Origin of the sequence: Winslowiella toletana, from assembly GCF_032164335.1 — a bacterium.
Lineage (GTDB): Bacteria > Pseudomonadota > Gammaproteobacteria > Enterobacterales > Enterobacteriaceae > Erwinia > Erwinia toletana_A.
The window spans coordinates 4111956-4127242 of record NZ_CP134152.1 but is presented as its reverse complement, the minus strand read 5'-3'; the positions used below and the strand labels follow the sequence as shown (position 1 = coordinate 4127242).

Sequence of the window (15287 nt, the reverse complement as noted above, 5' to 3'; positions counted from 1 at the left end):
AGATGCCCGGGCGACAGTCTATTCTCCCATCACGCCAACCAGTCGCGGTAGCCACAGTGAGATGGCCGGAATGTAAGTGATCATCATCAGGACCAAAAACAGTGCGCCATAGAATGGCAGCATGGCACGCACCACCTGCTCTATTTTTTGCTTGCTCACCGCACTGGCAACAAACAGCACGGAACCTACCGGTGGGGTAATCAGACCGATGCCGAGGTTGACCATCATTATCATGCCGAAATGGACCGGATCGATGCCGAGCGCATTGGTCACCGGCAGCAGTACCGGAGTTAAGATCAGAATGATCGGTGCCATATCCATCAGGGTGCCGATCAGCAGCAGCATGATATTGATGCACATCAGAATGACATACTTGTTGTCAGAGATGCCGGTGAAGAAACTGGTGATACGATCCGGCAGCTGCATCCAGGTCATTACCGCACCAAACGAGGCGGCAAAGCCGATCAGAATCATGACGATAGTGACGGTCTTTACCGTGCGGCACATCAGTTTCGGCAGCTCACGCCATTTGTAGTCACGATAGATAAACATGGTGACGAAAAACGCCCAGAGACAGGCGATTGACGCCGATTCGGTGGCGGTAAATACCCCGGTAAGAATTCCGCCGAGGATAATCACTACCGTCATCAGCCCCCACAGCGCATCGAGCAGAATTTTCAGCGCCTGCTTAAAAGGAACGCGTTCACCCTTCGGGTAAGAGCGTTTGTGCGCAAAGGCGATGCACATCACCATCAGCGTCAAGCCGAGCAGCAGGCCGGGCAGCACTCCGGCGATAAACAGCGCGGCAATCGACACCGTGCCGCCTGCCGCCAGCGAATAAATCACCGAGTTATGACTGGGTGGAATCAGGATCGCCTGCACCGATCCACTGGCGGTAACCGCAGCGGCATAGTCGCGCGGGTAGCCCTTCTTATCCATCTCCGGGATCATTACCGAACCGATCGAGGCGGTATCTGCCACCGACGATCCGGATATGGCGCCAAAAAAGGTTGAGGCGACGATATTCACCAGCGATAAGCCGCCGCGAATAAAACCGACAAAGACATAGGCGAAATTGACCAGTCGTCGGGCAATACCGCCCTCGGCCATAATTGCGCCAGCGAGTATGAAAAACGGGATCGCCAGCAGCGAAAACTTATTCACCCCGTTGGTCATTTGAATCATCAGTGCTTCTAACGGCAGATCGATCCACCAGGCGCCAACCAGCGCGCTTAATCCCACCGCGTAGGCCACCGGCATGCCTACCGCCAGCAGCACGCCCAACGTCAACAGCAATACTAATGCGTCCATGATGACCTCTCAGGTGTTACCCATAATCACAACCGGGCGATTTTCTTGCGAACCAAATGCCAGCCGTTCCAGCACAAACATCAGCGTCAGCGCAGCACCAATCGGCACCGGCAAATAGCTGTGTCCGGCGGTTATCATCGGAAATTCGGCGATGGGCTGATACCACAGCTGTATACAAAGCTGTGCGCTGTACCAGAGAATAAAGCCGCAGATCACCAGCATCAGCAGATCGGCAATGCGTGAGGCCAGCAGGCGTAAACCCTCAGGTAAGCGATCGGTCAGCATTGAAACCGCGATATGAGAACCGGCACGGTAGCTGACTGCTGCGCCGACAAAGGTGAAGGTCACCATGCACATAATCGCCAGCGGCTCCGGCCATGAGGAGCCATCATTCATTACGTAGCGCATAAAGATGGCGAAGGGGACGACCAGCGTCATCACCAGCAGTGCAATGCCGGAGACCACCATTCCTGCCAGGTAGAGCCAGTCCATCAGGTTATGACATTTATTCGTCATGGTCGGCTCCTGATTATTGAACGTCGGCAATCGCCTGCATCAGTTGCTGATGCTGAGCGGCATATTTATCGCGAATCGGTTTGGTGGCTTCGATCCAGGCGGTTTTGTCGATGTCATGAAACTTAACGCCGCCTGCTGTCATCTTATCGATCGACTGCTGATTGTAGGTTGCCCACAGCTGACGCTGCTCAGCCTGCGCTTCTTTTGCCAGTTTGGTAATCAGCTGCTGATCCTCTTTACTCAGTTTGTCCCACTTCACCTTTGAGTAGAGAAACAGCTCAGGAATAATAAAGTGGCCGCTGAGGGTGTAATTTTTCACCACCGGCAGGTAGTTATGGGCGATAAAGGTAGGGGGATTATTCTCCGTGCCATCGATGACGCCGGTTTGCATGCCGCTGAATACCTCACTGACGCCCATTGGCACCGCATTGGCACCCATTGCTTTCAGCGTATTGATAGCCACCGGGCTGCCCTGCACGCGGATTTTCATCCCGTGTAGCTCTTCCGGCGTCAGCACCGGCTGCTTGGTGATCAAATTGCGCGTGCCGCCATCCATCCAGCCGAGAAACACCAGGCGGGAGTTGGCGCTGCCGGTGATTTTATCGCCGATCTGCTGGCCGATTTCTCCATCCAGTACCTTGTGCAGATGATCCTCATCGCGGAACACATAGGGCAGGGTAAAGACTTCGATTTCCGGCAGAATGGCCGCTACCGGAGCCATCGAAACGCGGATCATATCGATGGCTCCCAGTTGAGCCTGCTCGATCATCTGTTTCTCATCGCCCATCACGCCGCTGGGAAACACTTTAATTTCCAGCCGATCGTCGGTGGCCGCCGCCAGCTTTTCACCCATATGTTCCACCGCAACCACGTTCGGGTAGCCTTTTGGGTGGACATCGGCGGCACGAAGGGTGGCGGCTTGCACACAAGTCACCGCTGCACCAAGCAAACACATGCTGAGTAAAGTTCGGGTTAGGTTCATCTCAGGCTCCAGAGGTCAGGTCGTTGTTAGAATAATGTGGCTAAAAAGTAGCGTTAAAATTAACCAGTAGCGGTGAAGCGACTCACAGTTTTGTAATATTTTGAAATGACATTCGCTAATTTATAAAACATCATTTCAAAAATGTGATGTGGATGGTATCTCTTCGTTAGTCTGAGGTAGCGCAGGCTGAAATCAGCGGTGTCAAAATGTAAATAGTAATGAGAACTACTATCAATTCAGCGCTAATTTGATATGATCTGCGCTTGATTTCCGAATGTGGTTTATTGAGGTTGGAGATACAGCGTGGTGACCAGTAATTTGATGCAAACAGATCTCTCTGTTTGGGGCATGTATGCACATGCTGACATCGTAGTGAAAGCGGTAATGATTGGACTGCTGTGTGCATCCGTCATCACCTGGGCAATCTTCTTCAGTAAGAGTGTGGAACTGCTGTCAGCTAAACGCCGCCTGAAGCGTGAGCAGCAGGCACTGGCAACGGTTCGTTCATTGAACGAAGCGGTAGAAACCTGCAAAAATTTCAACGCTGGCAGCCTCAGTACTCAGCTGCTTAATGAAGCACGCAATGAGCTGGAGCTTTCTGCCGGTTCTGACGATAACGACGGTATTAAAGATCGCACCGGATTCCGTCTGGAGCGCCGCGTCGCCGCATTCAGCCGTCATGCCGGGCGTGGTAACGGCTTCCTGGCAACCATCGGTGCAATTGCACCCTTCGTCGGCCTGTTCGGTACCGTTTGGGGTATCATGAACAGCTTTATCGGCATTGCGAAGACGCAGACTACCAACCTGGCAGTGGTTGCTCCGGGTATTGCTGAAGCCCTACTGGCAACGGCAATTGGTCTGGTTGCGGCGATTCCAGCGGTCGTCATCTATAACGTGTTTGCGCGTATGATTGCCAACTACAAAGCTTCACTTGGCGACGTAGCGGCACAGGTGTTGCTGTTGCAGAGCCGCGATCTCGATCTGGCAAACAGCGCTGATGCGCACCGCACGGCGGCAGCCCATAAGCTGCGGTTAGGTTAACTATCATGGCGATGCGATTAAACGAAGATCTCGACAGCAATGGTGAAATGCATGAAATCAACGTCACGCCGTTTATCGACGTGATGCTGGTTTTGCTGATCATCTTTATGGTTGCCGCTCCGCTGGCGACAGTGGATGTCCGCGTTAATCTGCCTGCTTCAACCAGTACCCCGCAACCGCGCCCGGAAAAGCCGGTTTATCTGTCGATTAAAGCAGACAAACAGCTGTTTATTGGCAACGAAGCGGTAAATACTGAGAATCTGGTCAACGTGCTTAATGCGCAGACTGAAGGGAAGAAAGACACCACTATTTTCTTCCAGGCAGATAAGAGTGTTGATTACGAAACGCTGATGGGCGTAATGGACTCCCTGCGACAGGCTGGCTATCTGAAGATTGGTTTAATGGGTATGGAAACCGTCGCTAAATAGCCTTCTGTCACGCCTGTGATTTTACGGGAGCCGTTTTCGGCTCCCGTCCGGACAGCATTTTTCGGCGCGGATGGCGGAAGATGCCACCGCTACAGAAAAAACCTCAAGTTGCTCATTACTGCGTAAATCCCCTCAAACCCCCTCTTATCAGTACAATCTTCTGGCTAATTCCTTTTGTTAATTTTTCGTTACCAATCGGTTTACTTTGTAAACTGGAATGGTGAAGAAGGTCACATTAAAACCTGGCCTTGCAGGATAAAAACGAAGAAAAACATAAGGAAGCCTGTATGAACCCCACTGCTGCAATGTCAAGGCGGCCCAAGAGCGCTGCAAAAACCATTTTTAGCGTTACCAGCGGTAACTTTCTGGAAATGTACGATTTTATGGTGTTTGGCTATTATGCCACCGCTATTGCTAAAACCTTTTTCCCCGGTGATGACCCATTCGCTTCACTGATGCTGACGCTAATGACGTTTGGTGCCGGATTCCTGATGCGTCCGCTTGGGGCGATCATTCTTGGTGCCTATATTGATCAGTACGGTCGTCGCAAGGGCCTGCTGTTGACGCTGTGCCTGATGGCAGTGGGTACACTTACCATCGCCTGTGTGCCGGGTTACAGCACTCTGGGCGCGGCAGCGCCAATTCTGATTTTGTTGGGGCGTTTATTGCAGGGCTTTTCAGCGGGCGTTGAGCTGGGCGGTGTATCAGTTTACCTGTCGGAAGTGGCTCCGAAAGGGCGCAAAGGGTTTTACGTCAGCTGGCAGTCTGGTAGCCAGCAGGTAGCGGTTATCTTCGCCGCGCTGCTGGGCTTGTTGCTGAACCATCTGCTGGATAAAGGCGAGGTTACCGAATGGGGCTGGCGTATTCCATTTGTGGTGGGATGTATGATTGTGCCGTTCCTGTTCTGGATCCGTCGCATGCTGGAAGAAACCGAAGCATTCAGCCAGCGCAAGCATCATCCCAAAATGAGCGAAATCATGCGATCGGTTGCCAGTAACTGGGCGCTGGTGCTGGCCGGAATGCTGATGGTGGTTACCACCACGGTAATGTTCTACATGATTACCGCTTTTACCCCGACCTTCGGTAAGACCGTGCTGATGATGAGCGACAAGCAAAGTTTTCTGGTAACGCTGTTTATCGGTCTGTCGAACCTGTTCTGGCTGCCAGTAATGGGGGCGTTATCGGACCGGGTTGGGCGTCGTCCGCTGTTGATTGTGTTCAGCCTGTTAATGATCGTCACCGCCTGGCCGGTATTGCACTGGCTGGTGGGATCGCCAAGCTTTGCTCACCTGCTGGAAGCTGAACTGTGGCTGTCGTTTCTCTACGCCAGCTATAACGGTGCGATGGTGGTTTATCTGGCAGAGGTGATGCCGGCTGAAGTGCGTGCCACCGGATTTTCGATGGCCTACAGCCTGGCGACCGCGCTGTTTGGCGGCTTTACTCCGGCGATATCCAGCTACCTGATCCACGTAACCGGCGATAAGGCGATGCCTGGCGTCTGGCTGACCGTGGCGGCGCTGTGTGGGCTGGTGGGGACCCTGCTTATCAGACGCCTGTTACGCCAGTATCAGGCGCGTCATACACCGCTGCCGGTAACCGTATAACCCCGCGCGCAGAGGCGGCGATTTTGCCGCCTCTGGCAAAATTACTCCGGCACGCCAGTGTAATTTTTAAGTTCACTGACTTTTTCTGCCGGAACCGGTCGACCCAACAGATAGCCCTGCAGTGTGTTGCAGCCGAGGCCCGTCAGAAACGCCTGCTGCTCCTCGGTTTCAACGCCTTCTGCCACCACTTTCAGATTCAGCGACTGTGCCAGTGCCACAATCGCCGAGACGATGGTGGCATCTTCGGTTTCAGACTGTAATTCGTTAACAAATGCCCGGTCGATTTTCAACTCGCTGGCGGGTAAGCGTTTGAGATATAACAGGCTCGAATAGCCAGTGCCGAAATCGTCAATCGATGCTTTTACTCCGAGGCGGGTTAACTCCGTCAGGATACGCACGCTCTCATCCGGATCGCGCATCGCGGTGGTTTCAGTCACTTCCAGCGTCAGTAGCTCCGCTGGAATCTGATGGCGATCCAGCGCCTGCACCACCGTTTCGATCAGGCTACTCTGCTCAAATTGTAATGCCGACAAGTTTACCGCCACCGACCAGTCATCATGGCCTTGTAAATGCCAGACGCGCAGCTGGCGCAGGGCTTCGTTAATTACCCAGTTACCGATACTGACGATTAAACCGGTCTTTTCCGCCAGCGGTAAAAAGATATCCGGGGACAGCAGACCTCGCTCCGGATGCTGCCAGCGCAGCAGGGCTTCGAAACCAAGAATCGGCCCCTGGGGCGCGCAATACTTCGGCTGATAAAACAGTTGCAGCTGATGGTGATCCTGCGCCAGCCAAAGATCGTTAATGAGTTGAAGCTGATTCTGCGCAATGGTGTTCATCGACGGCTGAAAAAAGTTATAGCCATTACGGCCATTGTTTTTCGTGTGATACATCGCGGCATCAGCGTTAAACAGCAGCTCCCGCTCATCGACGCCGTCATCCGGATAGACGGCGATGCCAATGCTTAATGACACCACCAGTTCATAGCGTGAAATCTCAAAAGGAGCATCGATTGACCTGACCAGCTCCGCGGCCACCGTTGCCGCATCATTAGGATCGTCGATTTCAATCAACAGCACGAACTCATCGCCGCCAAGGCGGGCCAGCGTATGGTGCCCCTGCATTTTTTCGGTCATACGTTCAGTAACGGCAATCAGTAAATTGTCGCCGATATGATGGCCAAAAGCATCGTTCACCGCTTTAAAGCCGTCAAGATCCATAAACATCAGAGCGAACTGCGATTTTTCGCGCGTGGCTTTATTGATGGCCTGGTCAAGCCTGTCCTCCAGCAGGATGCGGTTAGGCAGCCGGGTCAGGTTATCGTGCAGTGCCAGCTGAGCCAGCTCACGATTCGCTTCTGCCAGTGATGAAGCCAGTACCGAGGTACGGGCCTGCAAACGCGCATCCAGCATCGATACCAGCAGCGTAATACCGAGTATCGACAAGGTTACCACCATCACCAGAATTGCCAGCCAGTTGCTGTTAACACCGGCGTGAGTGGCGTGGCTGCCTGCCGGAAAGCTGGCAGCCGCCATGCCGGTATAGTGCATACCCGCAATCGCGATACCCATAATAATTGCCGCACCGGCGCGCAGCCATGCTACCCGACTGCTATTTTTGCGCAGGTTAAACGCCAGCCATAGCGCGGCACCCGAAGCGGCGAGGGCAATCGCTACCGAGCAGGCTATCCAGCCCCAATGCCAGACAATACCCGGCTCAAACATCAGTGCCGCCATGCCGGTGTAGTGCATCGCTACCACGCCGCTGCCCAGTATCAGCGCGCCACTGGCGAGCCGCAACAGCGGCAGTTCTCCGTAGCAGACGATCCACAGGGCAAAAATCGAAGCAGCAATGGCGATAAACATCGACAGGGCGGTAAGCAGAGCGCTGTAGCTCATTACCATTGGCAAGTTCATCGCCAGCATGCCAATAAAGTGCATTGACCAGATGCCAATTCCCATGGCAAAGCCGCCGCCAATCAGCCAAATCAGCGCGGCCTTACCACTGGTAGTGGCAACGCGGCCGGCCATATCGAGAGCGGTATACGAGGCAAGAAATGCCACGATAAATGAGAAAATGACCAGCGGTTGATCGTACGAACTAACAAGCATAGATATTCCCAAGTGCTGATAACCAATGAGCTGATGATTTGGTGTGGATAAAAGAAAATTACTCAGGCGTATTTTCTGCGAAAAGTCTGAATAAAAACACTGTTATTGCCGCCGGCTGTGGGCTGCGCGATTTATTAAATCAATTAATCGATTTTATTGAGGGAAGAAAATACCACTGGAGAAAAAAATCGCCTATAGCCAGCCAGTAATATCTTTGACATGTGCGACGAGGCCCCAGCTGGTAACGTGACTCAATCATTTTGGTTGTAATCCACATACTTTGAAATATTTTTTAATTTTGATTGTAAGGGCAGAGGTGAGGGTGATATATAATTAATAAAATTGATGCATAAGCATTAATTCAAATTTCGAACTAATTCATCGGTACTTCAATAACCTGTAGCCAGAGGGATCCAAAACAGCTTTTTTTGTTAATTGTTAGCCAGTCTGGAAAGCACAATCATCACACTAATTAGTAAGGAATAATTATGAAAATGAAGCTTTTTCTGATGGGTTGTGGTCTGAGCCTCGGTGTTGCTTCTTCAGGCTTTGCCGCCACCACAACGGGAACGATTAATGCCACATTGACGCTGACAACCGGCTGTCTGGTCAATGGTCAACCGACTACCACCAATGTCGACTTCGGTGATTTGAGCTTTGGTACCAGTGCAGCGACCTTTGATACGCTTACCGCCACGTTGGTTGGTCCGGTGGGTAACGGTATCTATGTCAACTGCACCAACGACGAAGATTACAACGTACAGATTGACAGCAGTAATGGCGCCCCGTCCGGTGATACCTATGGTGATGTTACCGCCTCACCACGTTATCTGCTGCTGGACAGCGATAACACTCAGGGCATTGCCTATACGCTGTATAACGACGCTGGCTTTGCGACGGTAATTGCCGACGGCGCGGATCTGACTGCCAGTGGTACGCCCGATCCGGTCAACGGTGAAAACTACCCTATCTATGGACGGATTACCGGCGGAGATTACAACGCGAATATCCCGGTAGGAACCTACTCAGACACTATTAACGTCGTTGTGAACTACTGATTCTTGTTGTCAGGGATAACGGGTTGTCAGGAATGTCAGTGCTCATCACCAGACGTGTACCTGTACTGTGCATCTTGCTGACGTTATACGTCAGCAGTGCACGGTCATTGCCAACGCAGACTTTTCTGGTTTCGGCGACGATTGTCGCAGGCTGTGCGGTTTCCGGCACTAATACCGGTGTGTTTGGCACACTGGACTTTGGTACTCATTCCGGGGTGTCCTCAACCAGCGTCAGCGCCAGCTATGTGCAGAGCACCACCATTATTTTGGCCTGCACGCCGGGTACGACTTTGAACATGAGTATTAATGGTGGCATTCACGCTTCATCCAACACGCGTCACCTTAAAATCGCTAACTTCAGCGATCAAATAACCTACCGACTGTTTACCAACTCAAGCCACAGCGCCGCCAGTGAGATCCCGATTAATCAAAATGTGGCGGTAACTTACAGCGACTCTAACAACATTACGCTGCCAATTTACGGCTTATTGCAGTTGAGCGGCGTTAAGCGTGCCGGAAACTATAGCGATACCCTGACGGTTACCCTGAGCTGGTAATGCATCATTTATTTTAAAAGGATGTCTGGAATGAATATTGCTCGTGTCGCATTACTGCTGCTGGCGACGTTGACTACGAGTCTGGCCCATGCGGGTAACTCAGTAATGATTTGGCCTATTGATCCTAAAATCAGCAGCGACCAGAAAGCGACCGAGCTTTGGCTGGAAAATCGCGGAACGTCCACCACGCTGATGCAGGTGCGAGTGTTTGGCTGGAACCAGGTGAATGGCAAGGAACAATATCAAACGCAGACACAGGTGGTAGCCAGCCCGCCGCTGGTACGTATAGAGCCGGGAAAAAGACAGTTGGTGCGTTTGATTAAGCAGGTTCCACCGGCTTCCGGTCAGGAAACCGCCTGGCGGGTGTTGCTGGATGAAATTCCGACGCCAAAAGAGGAAGGGAAGAATCAGGTTGGATTAAATTTCCAGATGCGTTACTCGGTGCCTTTATTTGTCTATGGTCAGGGGCTCGATGCTACTACTACCGAACCCGATCTCAGCTGGCGGGTGGTCAATGAGCAGGGAAAATCGTTCCTTGAGGTAACCAACCGTAGTGCGGTACATGCGCGCCTGAGTAAAGTCTCAATTGGCGGACGCAATATGTCGGAGGGATTACTGGGCTACGTGCTGGGCAAAAACACCATGCGCTGGCCGCTCTCTTTTCCGGCGTCGTCAGGTTCTCAACTGGTCGCAGAGGTAAATAGTAAACCCTGGCGTAGTAGCGGCTCTGAACGTTAAATAATGGCTAACTTTTGGTCACCGCCTGCGCGGCGCTATTCGCTGGTTATCAGCGGGGTAATCTGTTGGCTATCACCGGTGAGTGGCTATGGGGAAACCTGGGATACCTTGCCGCCTCCGGTAGCAACCAGTAATAGCGTGAAGAATCAGCAGTATATGCTGGGGTTGGTGGTGAACGAATCCGATCGCGGCGCGATTGTGCCGGTGCAGTTTCGCGACGGGCACTATCTGTTACGCGCTGCGGATCTGCAAAGCGCGGGTATCCCGGCGTCTAAAATACCCGGCGAACAGGTGGATGTGACCACTCTGCCAGGAGTTAAAGCAGAGTATGACAGCGCCGGTCAGCGTATGGTTCTGACGGTGCCCAGTGAGTGGCTACCCGAGCAAAATTTCTCCGGCGGTAAGCATGCATTACGCTATCCGGGCCGAACCAGTAGCGGCGTGCTGTTTAACTACGATCTGTATGCCAGCCGCGCAGATAACCGAGGCACGCGCTATTCGGCGTGGAATGAGTTTCGTTTGTTTGGTGATTCCGGTCAGTTTATCAGTAACGGGGTATGGCAGCAGCAGTTGAGCAATGAATCCAGTTATCAGGATGACGGCTATATACGTTATGACACTTACTGGACCTATCAGGATGAAGACGATGCGCTGAGCTGGCGGTTGGGTGATTTGGTCACCGACTCTGTGGGCTGGAGCAGCAGCGTGCGTATCGGCGGCGTACAGTTCGGCCGCGACTTCTCTTTACGCCCGGATCTGGTGACTTATCCGCTGCCATCCTTCGCCGGTCAGGCCGCCGTTCCCTCAACGGTTGATCTGTTCGTTAATGGCTACCGCAACAGCAGCAACAATGTGCAGCCGGGGCCTTACTCATTAACCAATATGCCCTTCGTCAATGGTGCCGGGAACGCGGTGATTGTCACCACTGATGCGGTTGGCCGCCAGGTAACCACCACACTGCCATTTTATGTCTCCAGCGATCTGCTAAAGCCGGGTCTGACTGACTATTCGGTTGCGGCCGGGAGCATCCGCCAAAATTACGGCATCAGTAACTTCGATTATGGACCGGCAGCGACCAGCGGCTCGCTGCGCTATGGCGTTACCGACTGGCTGACGCTGGAAACCCACGCCGAGGGCGCAGAGTCACTGGCGTTAGGCGGCGCTGGCGCCCAGATGAAAATCGGTTCGCTGGGGGTGGTAAACGGCGCGCTGGCCCAGAGCCGGATGTATGCTGATAGCGGCAGGCAATACAGCTGGGGATATCAATATAACCAGCGCTGGTTCAATGTCGGTACTCAGCACACCATTCGCACCAGCAGCTACGGCGATCTGGGGCTGTATGGCAGCCGGCAGGGAAATAACAGCAACAGTCGATACACGCTGAGTCGCCGTAGTGCCCAATATAATGCCAGCGTTTCCCTTAATCGTTTCGGCAGCCTGGGGGCCGCATTTATCGATATCACGTCAGGATCGGGCGATCGCACCCGGCTGTGGAATCTGTCATGGAGCAAAAATATCTGGGGAAATAGCAGCCTGTACGTTTCCGCCAGCCGCGATCAGCAGCAGGGTGACTGGGCGGGAGCAATATCGCTGATTATCCCATTCGGCGAGCATTACAGTGCCAGCCTGAGTACCGAGCGTAATCAGCAGGGGGGGACTGCACAGCGCGCGTGGGTGTCACGATCGATGCCAAGCGATGGCGGCCTGGCCTGGGATGCTTCCTGGGCGCATCAGAGTGTCGGCAGTGATTATCGGCAGGCCAGCCTGAACTGGCGTAACCGCAAGATTGATACTTCGGTCGGTTTCTATGGCGACAGCGATAACACCACGCAATGGGCCGATCTTTCCGGTTCGCTGCTGCTGATGGATGGCGGAGTGTTTGCCGCTAACCAGGTTAACGATGCCTTTGTTCTGGTGAAAACGGGTTATCCCGATATCAACGTGCGTTATGAAAACCAGTCGATGGGAAAAACCGACAGCCAGGGTTATTTGCTGGTGCCTGGCATCAGCTCTTATTATCCGGCGAAGTACGGTATTGATACCCTTAATCTGCCCGCCGATATGACCGCGCCTGAAGTGGAAAAACGTTTTGCCGTGAAGCGGCAAAGTGGCTATCTGCTCGACTTCCCGATTGAACCGCTTCGCGCGGCCAGCGTAATCCTGCATGACCAGCAGGGTCAGCCATTACCGGTTTCAACGCAAATCTATCGCCGTGGGCAGGCCATCGAATATGTTGGCTGGGATGGTCTTAGCTGGATGGAAAACCTGACTGCCGACAATCAGATTGTGGCGGTGACGCCAGACGGCAGGCGCTGCGAAACCCGGCTGGTGATTGCAGACGGTAAGCCAAAAGGATTAAGCACCTATGGGCCGATTGTCTGCAACCTGCCTTCCGCACCCGTCGCTTCCACTACAGCATCATTGTCTGACTTATCTTCAGGAAAACGCCGATGAAAAATCTTCTTGCCGCGCTTGTAGCGTTAATCACGCTGGTGTTTTCCTCTGGAGGCTGGGCAGCCTGCACGCTGCCAGCCTCCACCGCCAGCTTTGGCTCCGCCAGCTCCTTTGCGGTGAACAGCACGGTGAGCAGCACCTCCACGGAAGTGCATGTTAACTGCGGCGCGGGTAATATTCTGTCGCTGCTGGCGACCAATAGCGTAACGCTGCGGCTGTCAGGAGCCAGTGCTGTCTCGGCTGATGCCCTGCGCGGCACCATGAAACGCGCAGGTGATTCAGGGCCGGATAATATCCCTGTCAGGCTTTGCTCGACATCAAACTGTACATCAGAAATGACGATTGGTGCGACCGCCGTCACTTACACGTCAACCCAGCTTGGCAATCTGATCGGTTTGCTGGGTGGGCTTAACTTCACCTTCCCACTCTATCTGCGCACGGTGCCGGGGCAAACGGTAGCGGCCGGAACCTATACCGTTACGCTAAATATTGCGGTGACCTATCGTGTCTGTACTGGCGCAAATATAGGGGGGGTCTGTGTCGCGCTCAGCGATCAGAATGGATCCGGCACGATTCCGATTACCGTAACGATGGTGATTGGTAATGACTGCACCACCATCACCGCACCCAACCTTAATTTTGGTAGCGCACCGTTGACCACTGCCTTCGCACCGGTTTCCCAGTCGATAAGCGTAGTTTGCACCAAAGGTAGTACATATACCGTTGGCCTGAGCAATGGTAACAACTCGATATTTGGCATACGTAGGATGCTCTACAATGGCTACACGATTAATTACAGCATTCTGAAAGCCAGCACCAATACTAACTGGGGACCAACCGGGACCGACCGCTGGTCCAGCGCCTCCTCCAGTGCCGTGAGCAGCGATGGCCTGACACGCACCTACAACTACACCGCAAGGGTGGTTGATTTTATCTCAACGCCACCGCCGGGCACCTATACCGATAACGTGGTAGTCGATTTATCTTTCTGATGACGCCCTCGACGCAGGCCAGCAATCACCTATAATAGTCGCTCTGTTTTCTCAACTGGCCTGTAACAGATCGTGGCAAAATACCAACAGCTGGTCCATCAGATCCGCGCGCAAGTGGAAGCCGAAGTCTGGCAACCGGGTGAAAAACTGCCGTCGCTACGCGAACAAGTGGCGCTTAGCGGCCTGAGTTTAATGACGGTGATGCATGCTTATCAGGTGCTGGAGAGTCAGGGATGGATCGTTTCGCGTCCACAGTCTGGCTACTATGTGGCACCGCGTGCAGAATTTCTCAGCCAGCCGATCAGCCACCAGAAAGTCCAGCTGGCGGAAACGGTGGATATCAACGCTTTTATCTTTGATGTGTTGCAGGCGTGCCGCGATCCGTTGATTGTGCCTTTTGGTTCGGCATTTCCCGATCCTGAGCTGTTTCCGCAGCGCCAGCTAATGCGTTCTCTTAACAGCGTCTCGCGCACCATGACCTCAGCGGATGCCATTAATAACTTACCGCCAGGTAATGAAGCGCTGCGCAAAACGCTGGCCCAGCGTTATGCCCAACAGGGAATTACCGTTTCGCCCGATGAGATTGTCATTACCAATGGGGCAATGGAAGCGCTGAACCTCAGCATGCAGGCGGTTACCGAGCCGGGTGACTGGGTGGTGATTGAGAACCCGTCGTTTTATGGCGCACTGCAGGCGATTGAGCGGCTGAAGCTTAAAGCAGTGGCGATTGCCACCGATCCGCAGCACGGCATGGATATTGATGAGCTGAAAAGGGCGCTGGAGCGCTGGCCAGTCAAGGCCTGTTGGCTGATGACAAATCAGCAAAATCCGGTCGGTTTCACGCTGTCGAAGCAGAAGAAACAGCAGCTGGTGGCCTTGTTAGCCGAACACAATGTGGCGCTGATTGAGGATGACGTTTACAGCGAACTCTATTTTGGCGGGGATAAGCCTTTGCCGGCCAAAGCCTTTGATCACACCAGCAATGTATTGCACTGCTCATCATTTTCCAAAAATCTGGTGGCGGGCTTTCGCGTCGGTTGGGTGGCGGCAGGAAAACATGCGCAGCGTATTCAGCGTTTGCAGCTGATGAGTACTCTGTCGACCAGTGCACCTATGCAGCTGGCGCTGGCCAACTATCTGGGCACCCGCAGTTATGACAGCCATTTACGTAAACTGCGTCAGGTACTGGAACAGCGCAAAAACCTGGCGCGGCAGTCACTTAAGCGCCATCTGCCTTACGGCACGCGGATTAACGATTCACACGGTGGTTATTTTCTCTGGATTGAACTGCCGAAACAGGTCAATGCAACGGAGCTTTATTACCGTGCGCTTGAGCACCATATCAGCATTGCGCCGGGCAGTATGTTCTCGTCGGGTCAGCAATATGCCAACTACTTTCGCTTTAATGCCGCCTGGGTCTGGGATGATGCCCAGGAAGCGGCGGCGGCAGTTCTCGGCGGCCTGATAGCCGCCATGATGTGATGCAGGAACGGGG

Annotated in this window: 13 protein-coding genes; 9 read left to right on the top strand and 4 right to left on the bottom strand. The window is 53.3% G+C overall.

What is annotated here, in order from left to right; all coding sequences use genetic code 11:
* Positions 1–18: 18 nt before the first annotated feature.
* From RIN69_RS18890 to RIN69_RS18880, 3 genes are read right to left on the bottom strand one after another with little or no spacing between them, the layout of a single operon-like run.
* Positions 19–1311, bottom strand: a complete 1293-nt coding sequence (locus tag RIN69_RS18890) for a TRAP transporter large permease (RefSeq protein ID WP_313853752.1) — start codon at positions 1309–1311, stop codon at positions 19–21.
* 9 nt (positions 1312–1320) lie between these two features.
* A complete protein-coding gene (locus tag RIN69_RS18885; protein ID WP_313853751.1) occupies positions 1321–1827 on the bottom strand; it encodes a TRAP transporter small permease in 507 nt (168 codons plus the stop codon).
* A gap of 13 nt (positions 1828–1840) precedes the next feature.
* Positions 1841–2809: a TRAP transporter substrate-binding protein gene (locus tag RIN69_RS18880; protein ID WP_313853750.1), complete on the bottom strand. Its 969-nt coding sequence runs from the start codon at positions 2807–2809 to the stop codon at positions 1841–1843.
* Positions 2810–3115: 306 nt separating this feature from the next.
* On the opposite strand from RIN69_RS18880, the gene exbB reads away from it, so the two are divergent.
* The 3 genes from exbB (at position 3116) to tcuC (ending at position 5882) form a co-directional block, all read left to right on the top strand.
* Entirely contained in the window at positions 3116–3850 is a 735-nt protein-coding gene (gene exbB / locus RIN69_RS18875) for a tol-pal system-associated acyl-CoA thioesterase (protein WP_313857805.1), read from the top strand.
* Positions 3851–3855: 5 nt separating this feature from the next.
* The gene (gene exbD / locus RIN69_RS18870; protein WP_313853748.1) at positions 3856–4278 is read left to right on the top strand and encodes a TonB system transport protein ExbD; all 423 of its coding nucleotides are present in this window, start codon (positions 3856–3858) and stop codon (positions 4276–4278) included.
* A 287-nt stretch (positions 4279–4565) separates the two neighbouring features.
* Positions 4566–5882 carry an MFS transporter gene (gene tcuC / locus RIN69_RS18865; protein ID WP_313853747.1) on the top strand — a complete coding sequence of 439 codons (1317 nt, stop codon included), beginning with the start codon at positions 4566–4568 and terminating at the stop codon, positions 5880–5882.
* A 41-nt stretch (positions 5883–5923) separates the two neighbouring features.
* Here the strand turns inward: tcuC and RIN69_RS18860 are convergent, their stop codons facing one another.
* Positions 5924–7993 carry a putative bifunctional diguanylate cyclase/phosphodiesterase gene (locus RIN69_RS18860; protein ID WP_313853745.1) on the bottom strand — a complete coding sequence of 690 codons (2070 nt, stop codon included), beginning with the start codon at positions 7991–7993 and terminating at the stop codon, positions 5924–5926.
* Positions 7994–8481: 488 nt separating this feature from the next.
* On the opposite strand from RIN69_RS18860, the gene RIN69_RS18855 reads away from it, so the two are divergent.
* The 6 genes from RIN69_RS18855 (at position 8482) to RIN69_RS18830 (ending at position 15274) form a co-directional block, all read left to right on the top strand.
* The gene (locus tag RIN69_RS18855; RefSeq protein WP_313853744.1) at positions 8482–9051 is read left to right on the top strand and encodes a Csu type fimbrial protein; all 570 of its coding nucleotides are present in this window, start codon (positions 8482–8484) and stop codon (positions 9049–9051) included.
* Between the two features lie 32 nt (positions 9052–9083).
* Complete coding sequence (locus RIN69_RS18850; RefSeq protein ID WP_390902410.1) at positions 9084–9608, top strand: Csu type fimbrial protein; 525 nt, start codon at positions 9084–9086, stop codon at positions 9606–9608.
* A 30-nt stretch (positions 9609–9638) separates the two neighbouring features.
* Complete coding sequence (locus RIN69_RS18845) at positions 9639–10346, top strand: fimbrial biogenesis chaperone (protein WP_313853743.1); 708 nt, start codon at positions 9639–9641, stop codon at positions 10344–10346.
* Positions 10347–10349: 3 nt separating this feature from the next.
* Complete coding sequence (locus tag RIN69_RS18840; RefSeq protein WP_313853741.1) at positions 10350–12800, top strand: fimbria/pilus outer membrane usher protein; 2451 nt, start codon at positions 10350–10352, stop codon at positions 12798–12800.
* A complete protein-coding gene (locus tag RIN69_RS18835; RefSeq protein ID WP_313853740.1) occupies positions 12797–13792 on the top strand; it encodes a Csu type fimbrial protein in 996 nt (331 codons plus the stop codon). Before RIN69_RS18840 ends, RIN69_RS18835 begins: the two co-directional genes overlap by 4 nt.
* 72 nt (positions 13793–13864) lie before the next feature.
* Positions 13865–15274 carry an aminotransferase-like domain-containing protein gene (locus RIN69_RS18830; RefSeq protein WP_313853738.1) on the top strand — a complete coding sequence of 470 codons (1410 nt, stop codon included), beginning with the start codon at positions 13865–13867 and terminating at the stop codon, positions 15272–15274.
* Positions 15275–15287 lie beyond the last annotated feature (13 nt).

Bases quoted from the DNA above. Each gene is read 5' to 3' on its own strand.
- RIN69_RS18890 (WP_313853752.1), bottom strand. From the start codon at position 1,311: ATGGACGCATTAGTATTGCTGTTGACGTTGGGCGTGCTGCTGGCGGTA.
- RIN69_RS18885 (WP_313853751.1), bottom strand. From the start codon at position 1,827: ATGACGAATAAATGTCATAACCTGATGGACTGGCTCTACCTGGCAGGA.
- RIN69_RS18880 (WP_313853750.1), bottom strand. From the start codon at position 2,809: ATGAACCTAACCCGAACTTTACTCAGCATGTGTTTGCTTGGTGCAGCG.
- exbD (WP_313853748.1), top strand. From the start codon at position 3,856: ATGGCGATGCGATTAAACGAAGATCTCGACAGCAATGGTGAAATGCAT.
- tcuC (WP_313853747.1), top strand. From the start codon at position 4,566: ATGAACCCCACTGCTGCAATGTCAAGGCGGCCCAAGAGCGCTGCAAAA.
- RIN69_RS18860 (WP_313853745.1), bottom strand. From the start codon at position 7,993: ATGCTTGTTAGTTCGTACGATCAACCGCTGGTCATTTTCTCATTTATC.
- RIN69_RS18855 (WP_313853744.1), top strand. From the start codon at position 8,482: ATGAAAATGAAGCTTTTTCTGATGGGTTGTGGTCTGAGCCTCGGTGTT.
- RIN69_RS18850 (WP_390902410.1), top strand. From the start codon at position 9,084: ATGTCAGTGCTCATCACCAGACGTGTACCTGTACTGTGCATCTTGCTG.
- RIN69_RS18845 (WP_313853743.1), top strand. From the start codon at position 9,639: ATGAATATTGCTCGTGTCGCATTACTGCTGCTGGCGACGTTGACTACG.
- RIN69_RS18840 (WP_313853741.1), top strand. From the start codon at position 10,350: ATGGCTAACTTTTGGTCACCGCCTGCGCGGCGCTATTCGCTGGTTATC.
- RIN69_RS18835 (WP_313853740.1), top strand. From the start codon at position 12,797: ATGAAAAATCTTCTTGCCGCGCTTGTAGCGTTAATCACGCTGGTGTTT.